The organism is Neobacillus sp. GCM10027624 (assembly GCF_042675345.1).
Lineage (GTDB): Bacteria > Bacillota > Bacilli > Bacillales > Cytobacillaceae > Neobacillus > Neobacillus cucumis_D.
Map to the genome: position 1 here is coordinate 757,215 of NZ_JBHTHD010000002.1, position 17,375 is coordinate 774,589.

General features: G+C 37.7%; 18 protein-coding genes. 7 read left to right on the forward strand and 11 right to left on the reverse strand.

Annotation, left to right across the window (positions count from 1 at the left end; all coding sequences use genetic code 11):
* The first annotated feature begins 108 nt into the window (after nt 1–108).
* Together ACFQZ9_RS03795 and ACFQZ9_RS03800 are read left to right on the forward strand one after the other, a co-directional pair.
* Nucleotides 109–981: an SDR family oxidoreductase gene (locus ACFQZ9_RS03795; protein WP_498942381.1), complete on the forward strand. Its 873-nt coding sequence runs from the start codon at nt 109–111 to the stop codon at nt 979–981.
* A 125-nt stretch (nt 982–1,106) separates the two neighbouring features.
* Nucleotides 1,107–2,039 (forward strand): AEC family transporter, encoded by a 933-nt coding sequence (locus ACFQZ9_RS03800; protein ID WP_498942382.1) that lies wholly within the window; start codon nt 1,107–1,109, stop codon nt 2,037–2,039.
* 38 nt (nt 2,040–2,077) lie between these two features.
* Here the strand turns inward: ACFQZ9_RS03800 and uvsE are convergent, their stop codons facing one another.
* Together uvsE and ACFQZ9_RS03810 are read right to left on the reverse strand one after the other, a co-directional pair.
* Nucleotides 2,078–3,043 carry a UV damage endonuclease UvsE gene (gene uvsE, locus ACFQZ9_RS03805; RefSeq protein ID WP_498942383.1) on the reverse strand — a complete coding sequence of 322 codons (966 nt, stop codon included), beginning with the start codon at nt 3,041–3,043 and terminating at the stop codon, nt 2,078–2,080.
* Between the two features lie 105 nt (nt 3,044–3,148).
* Nucleotides 3,149–3,397: a hypothetical protein gene (locus tag ACFQZ9_RS03810; protein ID WP_498942384.1), complete on the reverse strand. Its 249-nt coding sequence runs from the start codon at nt 3,395–3,397 to the stop codon at nt 3,149–3,151.
* A gap of 194 nt (nt 3,398–3,591) precedes the next feature.
* Here ACFQZ9_RS03810 and ACFQZ9_RS03815 point away from each other — a divergent pair, with 194 nt between their 5' ends.
* The 4 genes from ACFQZ9_RS03815 to ACFQZ9_RS03830 all read left to right on the forward strand — a co-directional run bounded on the left by ACFQZ9_RS03815 (nt 3,592) and on the right by ACFQZ9_RS03830 (nt 6,857).
* Nucleotides 3,592–3,765 carry an asparagine synthase gene (locus tag ACFQZ9_RS03815; RefSeq protein ID WP_198310059.1) on the forward strand — a complete coding sequence of 58 codons (174 nt, stop codon included), beginning with the start codon at nt 3,592–3,594 and terminating at the stop codon, nt 3,763–3,765.
* A gap of 40 nt (nt 3,766–3,805) precedes the next feature.
* Nucleotides 3,806–4,174: a carboxymuconolactone decarboxylase family protein gene (locus tag ACFQZ9_RS03820; protein WP_498942385.1), complete on the forward strand. Its 369-nt coding sequence runs from the start codon at nt 3,806–3,808 to the stop codon at nt 4,172–4,174.
* 286 nt (nt 4,175–4,460) lie between these two features.
* Nucleotides 4,461–4,937, forward strand: coding sequence for a hypothetical protein (locus ACFQZ9_RS03825; protein WP_498942386.1), 477 nt, complete (start codon nt 4,461–4,463; stop codon nt 4,935–4,937).
* 18 nt (nt 4,938–4,955) lie between these two features.
* Nucleotides 4,956–6,857, forward strand: coding sequence for a beta-glucosidase (locus ACFQZ9_RS03830; protein ID WP_498942387.1), 1,902 nt, complete (start codon nt 4,956–4,958; stop codon nt 6,855–6,857).
* A 133-nt stretch (nt 6,858–6,990) separates the two neighbouring features.
* Here ACFQZ9_RS03830 and ACFQZ9_RS03835 read toward each other — a convergent pair whose 3' ends face one another.
* From ACFQZ9_RS03835 to ACFQZ9_RS03850, 4 genes are all read right to left on the reverse strand, one after another.
* On the reverse strand, nt 6,991–7,503 hold the full coding sequence (locus ACFQZ9_RS03835; RefSeq protein ID WP_198310058.1) for a DUF3231 family protein: 513 nt from the start codon (nt 7,501–7,503) through the stop codon (nt 6,991–6,993).
* Nucleotides 7,504–7,601: 98 nt separating this feature from the next.
* Nucleotides 7,602–7,943 (reverse strand): hypothetical protein, encoded by a 342-nt coding sequence (locus ACFQZ9_RS03840; RefSeq protein ID WP_498942388.1) that lies wholly within the window; start codon nt 7,941–7,943, stop codon nt 7,602–7,604.
* A 110-nt stretch (nt 7,944–8,053) separates the two neighbouring features.
* Entirely contained in the window at nt 8,054–9,430 is a 1,377-nt protein-coding gene (locus ACFQZ9_RS03845; protein ID WP_498942389.1) for an amino acid permease, read from the reverse strand.
* 226 nt (nt 9,431–9,656) lie between these two features.
* Nucleotides 9,657–10,109, reverse strand: coding sequence for a MarR family winged helix-turn-helix transcriptional regulator (locus ACFQZ9_RS03850; RefSeq protein ID WP_198310055.1), 453 nt, complete (start codon nt 10,107–10,109; stop codon nt 9,657–9,659).
* 154 nt (nt 10,110–10,263) lie between these two features.
* On the opposite strand from ACFQZ9_RS03850, the gene ACFQZ9_RS03855 reads away from it, so the two are divergent.
* On the forward strand, nt 10,264–11,187 hold the full coding sequence (locus ACFQZ9_RS03855) for a DMT family transporter (protein WP_498942390.1): 924 nt from the start codon (nt 10,264–10,266) through the stop codon (nt 11,185–11,187).
* Nucleotides 11,188–11,544: 357 nt separating this feature from the next.
* Here the strand turns inward: ACFQZ9_RS03855 and ACFQZ9_RS03860 are convergent, their stop codons facing one another.
* From ACFQZ9_RS03860 to ACFQZ9_RS03880, 5 genes are all read right to left on the reverse strand, one after another.
* Nucleotides 11,545–12,069: a ferric reductase-like transmembrane domain-containing protein gene (locus ACFQZ9_RS03860; protein ID WP_498942391.1), complete on the reverse strand. Its 525-nt coding sequence runs from the start codon at nt 12,067–12,069 to the stop codon at nt 11,545–11,547.
* Between the two features lie 279 nt (nt 12,070–12,348).
* The gene (locus ACFQZ9_RS03865) at nt 12,349–12,876 is read right to left on the reverse strand and encodes a DinB family protein (protein WP_498942392.1); all 528 of its coding nucleotides are present in this window, start codon (nt 12,874–12,876) and stop codon (nt 12,349–12,351) included.
* Nucleotides 12,877–12,909: 33 nt separating this feature from the next.
* The gene (locus tag ACFQZ9_RS03870; RefSeq protein ID WP_498942393.1) at nt 12,910–13,236 is read right to left on the reverse strand and encodes an antibiotic biosynthesis monooxygenase family protein; all 327 of its coding nucleotides are present in this window, start codon (nt 13,234–13,236) and stop codon (nt 12,910–12,912) included.
* A gap of 173 nt (nt 13,237–13,409) precedes the next feature.
* Entirely contained in the window at nt 13,410–15,542 is a 2,133-nt protein-coding gene (locus ACFQZ9_RS03875; protein ID WP_498942394.1) for an outer membrane protein assembly factor BamB family protein, read from the reverse strand.
* 150 nt (nt 15,543–15,692) lie between these two features.
* Nucleotides 15,693–17,174, reverse strand: coding sequence for a multicopper oxidase family protein (locus ACFQZ9_RS03880; protein WP_498942395.1), 1,482 nt, complete (start codon nt 17,172–17,174; stop codon nt 15,693–15,695).
* Nucleotides 17,175–17,375: the final 201 nt, after the last annotated feature.

Below are 17,375 nucleotides of genomic sequence, written 5' to 3' on the forward strand. Positions count from 1 at the left end.
TGTTTTATTCACCTTTATTATTTACATTATTGACAAAAACACTTAAAGTAACTATTATGATTACAGGTAACTGATATAATTACATTTTAAAAATTGGAGGAAATAATTATGAAAATGCTCGTGACGGGTGCCACAGGAAAATTGGGAGCTAAAGTTGTAGAAACTATATTGAAAACTGTACCAGCAAGTCAACTGGCTGTAAGTGTACGTAATCCGGAGAAAGCGGAAAATTTACGGGCACGTGGAGTAGAAGTTCGCCAAGGAGATTTTGATCAGCCGGAGAACTTAGATTCAGCTTTTGCTGGAATTGATCGCTTACTTCTTATTTCTGCCGATAAAGACAATGATACAAGAATTCGTCAGCATGCTAATGCGGTCGCTGCGGCAAAGCGTGCAGCTGTTAAATTTATTGCCTATACTAGTTTAGGCAATGCAATGGAGAGTAAAAATCTGTTCGCCCCAACTCATCAGGCAACCGAAGAAGCAATCCTGAAAACAGGTATTTCCTACTCCTTTTTACGCAATAACTGGTACTTAGAAAATGAAATACCTAGCATTCAAGGTGTCCTTGCAGGAGCTCCATGGGTGACATCAGCAGGTAATGGCAAGGTCGGTTGGGCGCCACAGCAAGATTATGCTGAAGCTGCGGCAGCAGTCCTTACTGGTGATGGCCACGAAAATACTATTTACGAACTATCCGGTAAAGTATTAACACAGGAAGAACTAGTAGCTGCTCTTGGATCTGTCCTAGGTAAAGAAGTACCAGTGCAGCAGGTCGATGACGCCACTTATGCAAACATTATGAAAGGTGCGGGCGTACCGGAATTCCTTCTTTCAATGCTTGTAGACATTCAAAGAAGCATTCGAGAAGGTACACTAGATGTTGAGAGCAATGATTTTGAAAAACTAATCGGCCGTCCGGCAACACCAATTAACGAGGCATTAACTGAAATCGTGCATGAACTTTCTCAAACAAAATAATGAAAAACCGATCTTTCTAAGGACGAAAGATCGGTTTTTTATTGTATTACACTATTTAGGAAAGTTTGTTAATATGATTAACCATCCAAATCTAGAGGTCATACTTTAGAGAAGGAGGGATGAAAATGAATTCTGTTGAGGCATTTATCCAGGAAATGTTGGTCCTATATGGAATGGCAATTTTAGGGTTTATCGTTAGAAAAAAAGGAATCCTAAATGAAAATGCTAATAATGTGCTTACACAACTGATATTAAATATAACTTTACCTGCCCTCATTTTATTCTCATTAGATATTTCCTTCTCTTTTACATTATTAAAAGAATTTTTATGGCTTGTATCATTGTCAGTATATATTCTAACCTTGTCTGTTTTCTTGGCGAATTGGATGAGAAGATGTGCAAACCTTCCTGAGAAACAAAAAAGTGTTTATGAGGGACTCATTATTTTTGGCAACCAAGGCTTTATTGGTTACGCAGTTAGTTATGTTATATTGGGGGAGCAGGGTATTGTTTATTTAACGATGTTTAATTTATATTATTTAATTCTCATTTGGACGTATGGGGTATACTTGTTTAGTAAAAACAAGGAGCAAATCAATTGGAAAAATATCTTTTTAAATCCCGGGATTCTATCCACAATCACAGGACTGATTATTTTTCTCCTACCCATTCGTTTGCCACATCTAATTTCTAGCGGCCTAGAGACCGTTGGCAAAATGACCATCCCCCTCTCTATGATGATGATCGGGATGTTAATTGCGAATGTAAAAAGTAAAGAGATGATTTTATTTATAAAAAATATTTACCTATGGAAATCTGTGTTGATCAAACTACTCATCATTCCCATACTCCTCCTTCCTTTTGTTACACTATCCGTACCGTTCCCCATACTAGTAATCGCAGTCCTTGTGTCCGGAATGCCTTCTGCTCCAACTATATCTCTTTATTCTGAAAAATTTGGGGCTGATTCAAGCTTTGCATCGTTAGGAGTCTTACTTACCACAATTCTATGTATTTTTACCCTTCCATTTCTTTATTTCGTCTTAACGCTTTTTTAGAATATTAATCTAAATTATTTTATATTGGCTCTTCTTAATTACTTCAAGTAAAATGAAGAGCCGTCAATCATTTCGATGTCGCCTCTCGTTTTAATCTCTTCCATTAATTTAAATAAGGAATCATCTTTCCTTTTTGCCTCAATCATACAATCAATTTGCGGAATGCTGCCTTTAATCTCTTTTAGGAACGTGAAAAACATATCGATATTTATGTAATCTGAATGGTGGCGAATTTCTTTTTCGCTTTTGGGACTTGATATATGCATTTTTATAGGGAGAGGAGAATCCACCCATGTGTGTACAACTTGACTCCAGTTCTCTTCCCAATTTGGATTTTTATGATGTACAAGATGGTGATGATAATCGAAAACAAGTGGAATCCCTAATTTTTCACATAGAAAAAGTGTATCTTCTAATGTAAAAGAAGTATCATCATTTTCAAGCATGATCGTTTTTTGTATGAATCTCGGGACCTCCATCCAATTATCGATAAAGCGTTCAAGGGAGGTTTCTGTTTCCTTATAATTCCCCCCCACATGCATGACACAACGATGTGTCGGGTCTATTTTCATCCCCTTTAATAATAAGTAATGCATTTTTAAAGTCCTGATTGAATTTTTCAAAATATCCTTATTGGGTGAATTAATCAGGACAAAGTGATCGGGATGAAAGTCAATTCTTATGTTATGTTTTTTGACAAAACTTCCTATTTCCTTCAACTGTTCTTGCAAGGGCTTCATATATTTCCAATCCAAAAGCTCCTCATGGTTCGCCAAAGGAATGAGGCGTGAGGTTAACCGATAAAAATGAATCTCAGAAGCTGCAGCATGCTTTAAAATTCTAAATGTATGCTGTAAATTTGATATGGAAATCCTCTCCAATTTGTGGATCGCCGCTTCCCTATCTGCTATTTTCTGGAATTGTGAATATGTCATCGTCTGAGAGGGGGAAGCATTTTTTAGTTCCATGCTCATCGCAACAAAGCCAAGGCGTACAATCGTCACTTTTCCTCCACCTCTTCTTAGTCATTCAGAATGAACAGCTGATATTATTAACACTAAAGAGTAAGGCCATCAATGAATGATGACCTTTTTAATCATTAAAATTAATTATTGGTTAGTATTATTTGTGTTGTTGATTAAACCTTGTGCATTGGGGTCTACAATATTTGCTCCGTAATCTGGGACATGGCTTGCATGCTCTTCATGATAGCGAGACCCTGATCCTTGCTGATACTTCCCGCTTTGTTTTTGATTATTAATGGCTTGTTTATTAGACATATGCTTATTCCCCTTATCAATGGTATTCTGAAGTCTTCTTTTATAAAGCTGACTACTAGCGATTTGGAAATGTTTCAATAGCTTACCCACTCCTTTATATTTTTCATTTTTACCATTACATATTCATCATAAGTTGTTTGCCCGTAAACCCTTTAAGAAAATATACAGGGATTTTTTCTCTCGTATCTAATCTCTGTATCGGAAAAATACTATTCCTGAACGCTCAAATGAGAATGTTCAAGGAACGATAACAATACTGGAGGTAAAACAGTATGAATTTTAGGGAAGGTGTCATTCCTACTGTTTTAGGTACAGCGGTTACTGCAACTGGTTATGCGCTAAAACAGAAACGAGGAACCAATAAAATGATTGCAAATACTGTATTTGGTTTTGGATTAGCTCACATAGTATTGGGTTCAATTGACCTTATCCAGCATCGTCGTTAGCATTAACAAGTGCACCTTTGGAACTCAATTCAACTAAGGAGTGAGCCAATTGGAATTACAAAATCAATCAGTATCCTCTTTAATCGATTACAAAGAAGGAATTGGCAACTTTACTAAGAAAATGCCGAATTTGGCAAGGGCGTATAATGAATTTACAGAAATTTGTTTTCAGGAAGGTACTTTAAGTCAAAAGGAGAAGCAATTAATTGCATTAGGCATCAGTCTTCATGCTCAAGATGAATATTGCATCATTTATCATTTGAAAGGCTGTCTAGACCAAGGGTGTTCTGAGGAAGAAATATTAGAAGCAATAGGTGTTACAGCAGCATTTGGCGGCGGTGCAGTGATGAGTCAAGCAGTAACATTAGTTCAACAAGTAATAAATGATTTCAATCAAATAAAACAATAAAAATGTTGATTATCCCCGAGGATTAAAAAGCCCCGGGGTTTTTATAATTGACTAAAATAGTGATAATTATCTAAAAACCCACCTCTTTCGTCCTTTATCTAAAAAAAATCTGGTCAAACCACCTATGTACCACAAAAAAGTGAAGAAATCCACAATATAACCCAGATAATAAACAATATTTAGAATATTCAATCGTTATAAAATAACATTGTAAGCGTTTTAGATAAATTCTTACAAGCTTACTACTCGATACAACATTAAACAATTCTAGGGGAGGTTTTAAAATTTGTTAAAAAAAATTAAAAAACATCGAAAACAAAGACTGCTCGCCATGACACTAACATCTTCATTAATTCTATCTGGTTTAACATTTGATATAGCATCAGCACAAACCACCCATTCGTCTACTGTCTCTACAACCGTGCAAAGTGGCCATACTTCTAAAGCCCCCCTCTTAACAGATGCGGCCTCTATTGATGGTGTCATCAATGCCATGACATTGGACGAGAAATCAAAATTTGCCGTTGGTGTTGGAATGCCCGGATTTGGAAGGCCAGCCTTCGAAGATGTAGCAGGTGCTGTAGGTGGTACATATGGAATCCCTCGATTGGGTATACCTGAGCTTCGTCTAGCAGATGGACCTGCAGGGCTTCGCATCTTACCAACACGGGCAAATACAAATCAAACCTACTATGCTACTGCCTTCCCAATCGGTACTGAGATTGCCTCTACTTGGGATACAGATGCTGCCGAAGCAGTTTGAAAGGCACAAGGAAATGAAGTGAAAGAATATGGAGTGGACTTCCTTCTTGGCCCGGGGCTCAATATTCAACGGAATCCATTAAACGGTCGAAACTTTGAATATTATTCAGAGGATCCGGTGATTACAGGAAAAATCGCAGCCGCTGCTGTGAACGGGCTGCAATCGAATGGCATCAGTGCAACTATTAAGCACTTTGTTGCCAATAACCAGGAAACGAACCGAAACAGCATTGATACGATTGTTTCGCAACGAGCATTAAGAGAAATCTATTTAAAAGGATTTGAAATTGCTGTCAAGGAAGGTCACCCATGGTCGGTCATGAGTTCCTACAACAAACTAAATGGTACCTACACCTCCCAAAGCGCAGATTTATTAACAGACGTCCTACGGAAAGACTGGGGCTTCAAAGGCTTTGTCATGACAGACTGGTTTGGCGGAAATGATCCGGTTGAGCAAATGAATGCAGGTAATGACATGATTATGCCAGGCACTGCTTCCCAATCTGATGCCATTAAAACGGCAGTCCAAAATGGCTTATTGGACGAAAAAATTCTTGACAGAAACATCAAGAACATTCTGGAGATCTTAATTAAAACACCAGAATTCCAACAGTATAAGAACAGCGATAAACCTGATTTAGCAGCCCATGCACAGGTTGCTAGAAGCGCCGCTGCTGATGGTATGGTACTTTTGAAAAATGATGCCAATACCCTGCCGATCAGCAAAGAAAAATCAGTCGCATTATTTGGAAACACACAAATTGAAACGATTAAACGCGGCACCGGCAGTGGAGATGTCAATGCTAAATATATTATCTCCATAGCGGATGGCTTAAAAACGGCCGGTTATCAATTGGATCAATCATTATTTACGAGCTACAAATCTTATATTGATGACTTACGTTCTCAAGATCAATATAAAATAAAGCCTAGTCCATGGGGTGTTGAATTTGGTAAGCTAGTTCCAGAGATCCCGGAAAAGCCGTTAGATAATAGTGAAATTAGGGCTGCCTCCCAAAATAGCGATATCGGTGTAATGGTCATCGGACGAAATTCCGGTGAGGGTAAGGATCGCAAAGTGGAAAAAGGAGATTTCCTTCTTTCAGATTCTGAACAGGATATGATTACAAGAGTTTCTGATGCCTACCATAAAGAAGGCAAAAAAGTAGCTGTAATTCTTAATATTGGCGGACCTGTCGAAGTAGCCAGCTGGCGAAAACATATTGACTCCATTCTATTAGCTTGGCAGCCTGGCCAGGAGGCTGGAAATGCGGTTGCCGATGTGGTTTCTGGAAAAGTCAACCCATCTGGAAAATTGGCGGAAACCTTCCCAATGAAGTATAGTGATGTAGCTTCAGCCGCTAATTTCCCTGGAACGCCTGAGAACAATCCAACGCAAGTAGTGTATAAGGAAGATATTTATGTAGGCTATCGCTACAATACTACTTTTAATGTGAAACCTGCCTATGAATTTGGATACGGTCTTTCCTATACAAATTTTGACTATAGCCATGTGAATATTAGTGAAGGGAAAAAATTTAAGGACAAGCTTACTGTATCGGCAATGGTTGAAAATACTGGGAAGGTTTCTGGAAGAGAGGTCGTCGAGGTTTATGTCTCCGCACCGGATGGAAAGCTTGAAAAACCAGCGCTTGAGCTAAAAGCCTTTGGTAAAACAAAAGAGCTTAAACCACATCAGCGCCAGCTGCTTACCTTCGACCTGGATGCTAAGGATCTTGCCTCCTTCGATGAACAGAAATCAGCTTGGGTCCTTGAAAAAGGTACTTATACTATTAAAGTTGGTTCTTCCTCAGAAAATATTAAAGGAACAGCTACTTTTAAAGTAGAAAAGGATAGGATTGTTGAAAAAGTAAGCAATGCTTTGGCTCCAAAGGATGCTTTTGACCGGTTTACTAAATAATTGAATTTACTGCAAAAAGACGTGTCATCAATCACACGTCTTTTTGTCTATTCTTTACCCATAACCAGAATCTGTGCTCGACATATTTCAAGGTCTCCCCCGAGTGGGAAAGCTCTAAAGATTGGTTAATTGTTTAACAATCACCATGCTTATTTAGGTGTAATGGAGGAGGAATGAGCCAGCCTTTCTCCTTATTTAATCGGAGTACCTTAGCGCCGAGTGCTGCTTTTTGCATATGGATTTGGCCAAACATTAAAGCAACATCTTCCCTGATTGATTTTCCTATAATTTGACTGCACGCCACTAAACCGGCAGCAATATCAGCGGAAAGTGTCGCAGCAATGGCTGGATCAGGAATTCTAGCTCCTACTGGAATATCCTCTAAACAAGCTTCAGGTGGTTCAGGTGAAGCTGGCGGTAAGCCAATTCCATTCTCTTTTAATAACTCCTCTACTTGCTTTTTTTCTTGCTGACACGTATCGAGTGCTTCTAATAATAATTTTTTTAAATCCTCGTCTCCCGCATGGTTAATCATTGTTTGATACCCTGCAATCATTCCATTTCCCGCTAATACAGAAGCCCAAAGATCAAAAACTTCTCCATAATGCAAAGGCTCTTCCTTCGGATTCCCACTTAAAATTCCCATTGTTGCCCTCCTTAGCGTGTAAACAAATTTATTCATTGACAGAAACACCTTTCATGAACTATCACTTTAATTTTCCCGGTCCTTGGTGCGGCTATGAATTATTTTTTATTCCCTTTTTTGTCACTTTCCTTCTCGCTTAACGTTCGAAAGATTTGAGTATACATGCTGCCTTGGACTATATTTTCTAAAAAAAATTCTCCAATCAGCTTTATATACTCCTCATCTTCAAACATCTTCTTCCCTTGCAATTCCATTTCAGCTAATCCTTCATAAGTCGTTAGAAAGGAATATGTATGGTCTTCCCCCGTAACAGGGGTTAATATTTCAACCTTTTGATCATAATGATCATTTCTAAATTTTTTAATCTCTCTTAAATTATTTATTGCCTCTTTATATTTATCCTGTTTGATTTCAAATGTTTGATAAACTAAAACGGACATGTATTTCACTCCTTAAAGTTCTGCATATTTTGTTTATCAGGGATTTATTTCATTATTGGTTTAGGAAAATCACAACCCCCTTTTTATAGGGGGCCAAAATAGACACTATGTTATGAGAACTCTCCTAACGGATTATGCCCTTCTTTCTTATTCCAAACCATCTTTTGCATAATAAATGAAACAATACCAATAATCGCTGCAAACAGTAAACTAACAAAGAAACCCATCCGAATATTTTTTTCCATCAATGTCCCGCTAACCGCAGCTAGAATAAGCGCGATTCCTATAAAGGCCATTATCTTTCCCCATATTTTTATCTTCAAAATATGAAGTGCAGAAAGAATGATAAACGACCAGTTAAATAAGATTAAGATTCCTGCGGCGGTAGTAATATATTCATAAATTTTACCAGGCAACAGTAAGGCGGTTATGATAGAGGCAATTAAACCGATTGTAGCAAGGCCCAATGATGGTAAAGGGAGCTCCTTAAAATTTTTTAGTTTTTTAGTAAATAATTTAGGGGCATCCCCACCATTTGCCAGGGTCACAAGAAGTGTCGTTACCCCAAATAAGGATGCTGTCATTGTTGAAAATCCGGCTAAAATAATCGCAGCATTAAATACATGTGGAAAAAAGCCAAAGTGATATTTATCTAATGCGGTAACAAAAGGACTTTCCTTTTCGTTAAATGCCCCGTGCGCTGCCATATAAACAGCTAGTCCAAGTGAAATTATATAAATAACAACAAGTACAATTAACATAATGACTCCCGCTTTGGGAGCATCCTCCTTCTTTTTTAGCCTTACCGCCATTAGGCCAATAACTTCTATTCCACCATAGGCGTAAAAGGCATAAATTAAGGAGGCCCAAAATCCTTTCCAACCCTTTGTAAAAAATCCTTGTGCTGATTGAGGAAAACCAGGATGTTTTACATATCCATGGAGCCATCCAAATACAGCCGCCGCTGCAAGAATAATAAACATAACAATCGCAGCTGTTTTAATAACGGCCAATAGATTTTCTACTTTGTCGAAACCCTTATTGCCCGTTATGACGACAAGAATCGAGAGAATGGCATATCCGGCCGCAAACATCCAAAGAGGAATATTCGGGAACCAAAATCTCGAAAGAATAGAGAGTGCTGTCAGTTGACTTCCCATGATTAAGATATTTGAACACCAATAATTCCAGCCGCAGCTGAACCCAGCCCATCGCCCGTATGCTTTGTTAGCATAATAACAGAAAGATCCTTCTTGGGGATCCTTAGCAGTCATTTTAGCTAATAAACTATAAACAATATAAGTTCCAATTGCTGCTAACAAAAAAGAAAATACAATTGATGGACCTGTTGTTTCAATGCCAATGGTAGAACCAAGAAAAAAACCAGTGCCAATCGTACAGCCAACACCGATAAGCGATAATTGCCACCACTTTAAATTCTTATCTTTACTTTCATTTTTTTGGCTACTAGGTATAAAAAAATCCATTCTTAATCTCCTCGTATAAATGATAGCTAGAAACTTCTTCAAAGCCTGTTTCCTCACTCTATCGTTTTCGTTATGATGGCTAAATATTCATTCGTTCGGGTTCAATCCCTGATTATTGTATTTCTTCCTATAAATAATTTTTATTTTTCATCTTTATCAAAAAAAGGAATAATCAAGAAATTAGAAATGCCTACATTTTTTAAAATGTAGGCATCTTCAATGATCTTCAATATTCCCTCTTGTTCCCTTTTTTAACATAATCCCATTCCACATCGATATTGGATCTCACTCTTTGAAGTAGATGATGAATTGTCTCTATTTCTTCTTGAGAAAATCCATTTAGTGCAACCTTGTTTGAATAATCCCCTTCCCTTTTTAAAAAAGGATACATTTCCTGGCCTTTTTCTGTAGCATAGAGCTTTTTAATTTTTTTATTTTCTTCATCGTTTCTTTTTTCAATAAGGCCTTGAAGTTCAAGCTTTTGTATGGCACGAGCAGCAGTTGTTCGGTCCACTTTAATCATTTCCGCCACTTTTTCTTGAATGATTCCAGGGTTTTCACATATGCGAATTAAGTACAAATATTGTCCTTTAGTTAGGTCGATTGCTTTAAATTCAATATTACTTATCGAATCAAGTGCTCTGGCAATCATTCCAATTTCTCTTAGTATTTCTCTCATAAAAACGATCTCCTCGTATTTTTTGTTGTATTTACAACAAAAAAATTTTCGTATATACTACATTATGACCTAACAATGACATATAGAAAAGTGAGCAGACCTATTTGGAGACACACTGCATTGATTTGCCACTAAAAAAAGGGAGTTGTTTTTATTGATTCATAATCGTTGGCTTGTTAATTCTGCATTGTTGAGTATCGCATTCATTTGGGGGATTACGTTTGTTGTGGTCCAAGAAGCCATAGCAACCATTGATCCATTTTCCTTTAATTTTCTACGATTTGGTTTAGCAGCCGTACTGATTTTTTTCTTTCTATTTTTCATACAGAAAGAAAAGTTTTCTCTTAAAATGCTCATCACTGAATTTAAAATTGGTTCTTTTCTTGGGTTATTATTGTTTTTAGGATATGCCTTGCAAACCTTTAGTTTATTACACACTACACCAGGGAAATCAGGATTTTTAACAGGTTTGGCCGTTGCACTTGTGCCGATTATTTCATATTTCATCTTACGGCAAAAACCTAGCTTTCAAGGAATAATTGGCGTTGTATTAGCTGTTTTTGGACTTTACCTATTGGCGTTTACTGGCATGACAGGAGTAAATATCGGGGATTTGTTAGCACTTTTATGTTCATTTGCTTTTGGTCTCCAGATGGTTTTTACAGGAAAGTTTGCTTCTCAGGCCTCCGTCTTATATCTTGTTTTATCCCAATTAATTACCGTTTCGGTTTTGAGTGGAATTTTTGCGTTGTTCTTTGAACCTACGCTTAATGTAACTATTTTTTCACACCCATCGGTGATGATTGCGTTATTTATCACAAGTATTTTTGCAACAGCATTTGCGTACATTGCCCAGACTTTTTTTCAAAAGTCGACCAGTCCTTCAAAGGTGGCTTTAATCTTTTCAATGGAACCTGTTTTTGCTGCACTAGCTGATTATCATTGGAATGGAACAACTTTGGGAACCCGCTCCATTTTCGGATGCCTATTGATCCTGTTTGGTATGTTATTAGCTGAAATTCCATTCTCGAGGTATTTTCCATTTTTAAAGATAAAAAACCAAAAGGTAAATATGTAAGAAAAAAACCGTTCATGTATTGAACATTTTTTTGAGGTCTTCTTTGCTCATAAAGTTTAGTCATCATCACTAGTTTAAACAAGCTTTTTCGCTGCTCAAATTTTCTATCAAACATAAAAAAAACGGCATCTGCCGTTTTTATCTATTCTTTCATCATCTTACTAAACATAACAGAAGTTGCTGCCATAGCGGTAACAAACAATCCAAGGATAACATAAAGACCGTAATCCATTTTTTTCACCTCCGTACGTTGTTTATCCAATTTTTAATTACATCTAAAACAACCATAATTATAACATTCTATTAAACTAAAAACTATTACAAAAATCACATTCAAACCTTACAAGTTGGATTATATTAAACTTCTGTTAGTTTATTCTTACTCGAAAGCAACATTCCGGCCATAAAAATGATTGGAACTAGATTAAGAGCAGCCAAAATTGTTCCTGGAAAATCCGACCCACTCATTAGACCGTGTAAAGTCACAAGGATATACAAAATGGGATTTAGTGCATGCAATTTTTGCCATCTTTGATACCCAATTTTCTTCCGGAATTTTGATGTTAAAAGGGTTAAAATGAAAAAATAAAAGCCAATCGTCCCCATCGCCATTGAAATGGTTTCATATCCGCTGGCAAAAGGGATCAGCACTTCAGATAGTTTAAATGGGAAGTACGAATCAATCAGTAAAACCCCTAAATGTCCGCACGTCATAATTAAGGACCAATCGGAAAGCACCTCATGAAAATGAAGAATGCCGTTAATTTTCTTTTTTCGTTTCTTTTGAACCGCAGAATAAAGTCCAGTTAAAACTGCTAGATATAATAGTAGATATGCCACCACTCCTGTTGCTCGTATTACGTACCATTCAAGAGATTCCATATTATTCGCTTCCTCTCTATTTCCTCATTACAGTTCGATTAGATTAAATATGTGATTTAATCTTGCATGTCAGGTTATTCCTGCAGAATTAATTTATAAAAGTTAACTTAATTAATCCTTAATTTAATTCCATTTACGGAACAAATTCTTGATTAAACCTATACGAATGGGGTTTTCTTTTTTTAAAAAATACACTCAATATTTCCAGTTGTTCAGTTTAGCCCAAATTAAAACAAAAAAAGAGCTGCACATCTGCAACTCTTAACTTAAGAAAAATTATTATTTATTTTTCAATATTCCCAAATACTCGATCCAAGGACCAATATCCATCCTGTACCTTTCAGCCATTACCCGTACAATTTGGGATATATGGGTTAAATCATGAACAACCCATGTCGAAAGTAGTTCTCTTACCTTCACCTTACCAAATGCTGGATGTGTGCCAGTTAATTCAAGGTACCTTTCATTTTCAATGAGATTCTTAAGTTTTGTAACATTTTTCTTCCGTAATATACTGAATTCTCGCAACTTTTCCTCAATCGGTCTTTTAGGATTTTCTTTTAAGTGAGAATATCGGTCAAATGGAGGAAATGGTTTACCCTCGCCCTCCTGAAGAATGATCTCCAACCTTGGAATCCAATCATGTTTTTCGCCTTCAATGAGGTGCCCGACCACTTCAGAGATATTCCAGGTTCCTTCACCTTCATTAGATTGCAACCATTCTTTCGATAAACCTGATAAAAAATACTCTAAGGTTTGTGGTGTTCGTTCCAGTACTTCAATGGCTTCATTCAAATTAAAATTCATAAATTACCCCTTCCAATTGGATTAACTAGATTTTCACATTTCAAAAAAGCTATGTCTCTCTACTCTGCAAACTCTAAGGGCAAAATTTTTGTACCACACTGTTTTCCCTTTTTCTTGTGCAATTTTGTGGGCTGAATTTTCCTTCCATTCTTGAATAGATTCTAAAGAATCCCAATAAGAAACAGTAATCCCTAGTCCTTCGTCTCTTGCACTTTCCATTCCTAGGAATCCATGATGCCCAGAAGCTAATTCTACCATTTTATCCGCCATTTTTGCGTACCCCTTGTCTCCATCCGTCCTCTGGGACGAAAAAATCACTGCGTAATATGGCGGTTCGGGTGTTATTGAAATTCCACTCATCAGTATGCTCCTCCAAAAAGTTTTAATTTACGTTCATTTTTATTCATTGAAAATAAAAAATATCATTCTTTACCATCATTAATATATTTAATGTTTATTAAAGTACTATAATAATTTGATAAATTCAAGATAGATTCAAAAAAGAGGGCTCAAGGCCCCCTTTTTGACGAGTTTTATTTTATAATGTTCAATTTTTGCCCGATATAAATCGGTTGAGTAGGATCGAGATTATTGGCTTTAACGATGGAGTCAATCGTTACCCCGAACTTCTGGGCGATCTTCCAGAGAGAATCTCCCGCAATAACGGTATAAACGATAGTGGATACAGTTGGAAGGGTTATAATATATTTTGCTACATAGCCTTGATCAGAATAATAGGCATCTTTCTTATACTCTACTACATACCAGTCACCGAGAGCAGATACAATTTTGATATCCGTATTCATCGGAAGCAAGAATTTTATATCATACTGCGTCCCGGCATAAGTCCGAACATTGGCGTTTACCCTTGTCTTCCCACTTTCAATCTGAAGAATTTCCTGATTCGAAGGAATCTTGATTAAAGGCTTGGAGACATATCCATTCAACACCGATGTGACCATACTATAGGTTACCTGATACCAATCACCTGTTTCCCCTGTTATCGTAACCTCTGAACCGGCAGGAATGGTCAATAGGATTGGATTTTGTGTGCTTGGTCCTGTGCGCAGGTTTGAATTTTTCACTGTTAAACCGAAACCTTCTGTTATCTGAATGATGTTGTCACGGGCATCATACACATTCGTGTTTCCGGCAAGATCGGTGAGCTTGACAACAAGATGGTAATTGCCCCGAGTTACATTAAAACCACGATTGTTTTTTCCATCCCAATAAAAATAAGATGTACCCTTCAAATGGCGGTCCCATCCGATCGTCTGTACTGCAAGGCCACTTTCGTCGACAACGGTAACATTCATATCTGCTGTTTCACTTATGGTCACCGGGATTTTAATTTGATTCTTCCCATCCTGAAACGAAAGCTGATTGACAGGTGCCAAATCGATCGTTGCGGTTGGCTTTTCTGTATCTGCCTGGGTTGGTTTTGGTACGGCATACGTATAAAGGAGTTGATTAGATTCTGTTACAAATATGGTGTCTTGGATGACTCCAATTGGTCGTACACCAGGACCGCCAGTAGTGGTCGACAGCTGGATGGTTGATGAAATAAGCTGGCCAGTTGCTGAATTAAAAAATTTGATTTTATTGTAATTCTCCAAAATAATTTTGTCCGATGCGACAACCATTCCCCTTGAGCCTACAACAGTCTGAAGTCCGCCAGCAACAAACTGCTCTGCGTACATCGTCTTCCATTTTTGTGATCCTGTATTTTTATCAATTCCAAAAATATTTTTTTCATCCAAGACAATAAGAGAATCATTCGTCACGGACATTGGCTGTGTAAACATACCCGTAAGACCAAATTTCCATAATGTCTTACCGGTTGCCGGATCAAATGCCCATAAATTTCTTGTATTATCTTTGGCATCCACATAAAGCTTCTCGTCTTTATAGACCGGAGCTCCGTAGATGGATGCACCTGAAGAAAAATCGAATGTCCAAAGAACCGTGCTGCTAGCAGAATCGAATGCGTATAAGCGAACCGTCATTTGAACTGGATTCCGGATAATAGCATACAGCCGGTTACCGCCAACTGCGAATTCTCCATCTATTCTCTCATTGGTTTTAAGCGTATAGTTCCATTTTCTTTGTCCCGTTTTTGCATCTACTGCGACAATCCCCTCAATCATGTTAACATCTCTGGTGTAGTAATATAAGGTATTTTGATCAATTAAAAGCCGGCTAGCAAAGGTATCAATTGTCCAAAGTGTTTGCGGAGACGCTCCCGTATCTTGTACGGCATACAGTTGATTCATTGTTGAAGCATAGATCACTCCATCTTTTGCGATGAGGTCTAGAAAGGCATCCTTGTTTTCGGTTGAAAAATCCCATTTTTCTTTATAGGTATCCAAGTCGGTTGCTGAAAGGATTTTTTTCTCAATCCGTTCAACAGAATAGAGCTGATTCTGGTCGACACTAAACAAGGATGAAGCATTATTAAATGGATCTTTCTTTAATGTCAAATCTACCGGCACTGTCGCAGTTGAATAATTGGTATTTCCCTGGTCAGCCAAATGCATTGGCCAGTTCCCGTTATCAGCCCTTATGTTCCGGCCCTTAACTTGATCCTCTAATTCAGCTATCCTTTGCCTTAATTGCTGATTTTGGGTTATTAAACTATTTATATAATGCTGATTGAAATGCATCATTTTTGAACATTACACCTCCCTTTTGCACTATTCATTTTATGCATAGGTGCCTACATGGTGAGGTTATTCTTGGTTACGCTTCAGACACAAAATTAAAAGGATGACCGTTTGGAGGTCATCCTAGTACAAATCTAGTCTCTTTAAATATGTTTATTCATGGTGACCATTATGTTCATATTCCATATCGTTTTTAGGCAGTTTTTTGGAAACTTGTGATTCTGTACCGGGTTTTACAAGTAAAAATTGCCCCATCATCCCGGAATCTTCATGTTTTAAAAGATGGCAGTGATACATAAGCGGGTGATTAGGGTCGGCATAGTTCGCAAACTCCACAGCAAGCCTCACTGTTGCTCCATTCGGAATAAGCACGGTATCTTTCCTTCCTCTTTCATACTCTGGCGGCTTCTGACCGTTTATATCCAATACTCGGAATGCTGCATCATGAATATGAAAGTTATGAGACGAGCCAAAATTGTCAATTTCCCATATTTCTTTGGCCCCCGCCGGCACAACCTCATCAATTCTGTCCATAACCATCTTTTTGTCATTAATCTTGGACTCCATCGTCATTTTAAACTGACGTAACTTCGCATTCTTTGGAACCTCGATTGGTGGTACGGTAGAAAGCTGGCCGGCTAATGGAGCGGATTCTGTTAATTTAGAAGCTGCATCCATTTTCAACAAATCAAATTCACCATGGTCAATTTCTCCGCCACTGTTATAACTGTGGAGAACAGTTTTCTCACCCGGCTTAAATTCAACAACAATCTCTGCCCGCTCCCCCGGACTTAACTTGAAGCGTTTTAATGTGACCGGCTTCTGTAAAAGTCCGGCATCATTTGCTACAAGTTTAAACGACCTGCCATCCGTAAATCCAAAATTATAGGCTCTTGCATTGGAAGCATTAAGCAGTCGAAAACGCACTTGACTAGCTGTTATCTTAAGAAATGGGTCATACGTACCATTCACAAGTATTTCATTTCCAAGTGTGCCATAGGTGGTATCGTCTTTCTCTGATAACTGCCCTTCTTTTGTAAACAATTTATCTTGCACAATTAGCGGAATATCATCGACACCATAATTAGATGGCAATTTTTTTGAATCTTTATCATCGATAATAAACATTCCTGCAAGTCCCCGGTACACATGTTGTGCTGTTTTACCATGCACATGAGGATGGTACCAAGTAGTTGCAGCTGGTTGATCAATGGTCCAATGAGGCGACCACGTCTCTCCTGCTTCAATCATCTGATGTGGGCCACCATCCATCACGGCCGGTAATTTCATCCCATGCCAATGTAAAGTGGAAGCCACGTCCAAATGATTTACCACATCAAAGGCTACGTGGTCACCTCGCGAAACCCTGATCGTAGGACCAAGATAGGAACCATTGATTCCCCATGTTTTCGCCCTTTTCCCTGGTAAAAATTCTGTCGTTCCCGATTGCATGGTTAATTGAAAATGTTTTGTACCGTCCGAACTAATTGTTGGTTTCAGAAGTTGCGGTATTTTTAATGGATGTTCAAAATGTAACTTACCAACATTTGTTACTATTTTATCCCCGCCACATCCAGCCAAACCGAAAACAAGTAGCACCAACAAAGGGATCATTAATTTAGTATATGTTTTCAACTTTTCCTTTTACTTCCTTTCTACTTCAAACCTCTTAATATTCGAATATAGTGATTAACCATTTAGTTCCTACGAATCTATCATAAACATGAAAAAATAAAAATTCAATACAATAAGCTACCATATAGATTTGAAAAATACCTTCTAAAAGCAGCGCCCGTATAGGTTTTCGTTGGCTATGTTCAATAAGGAAGAAAAAAT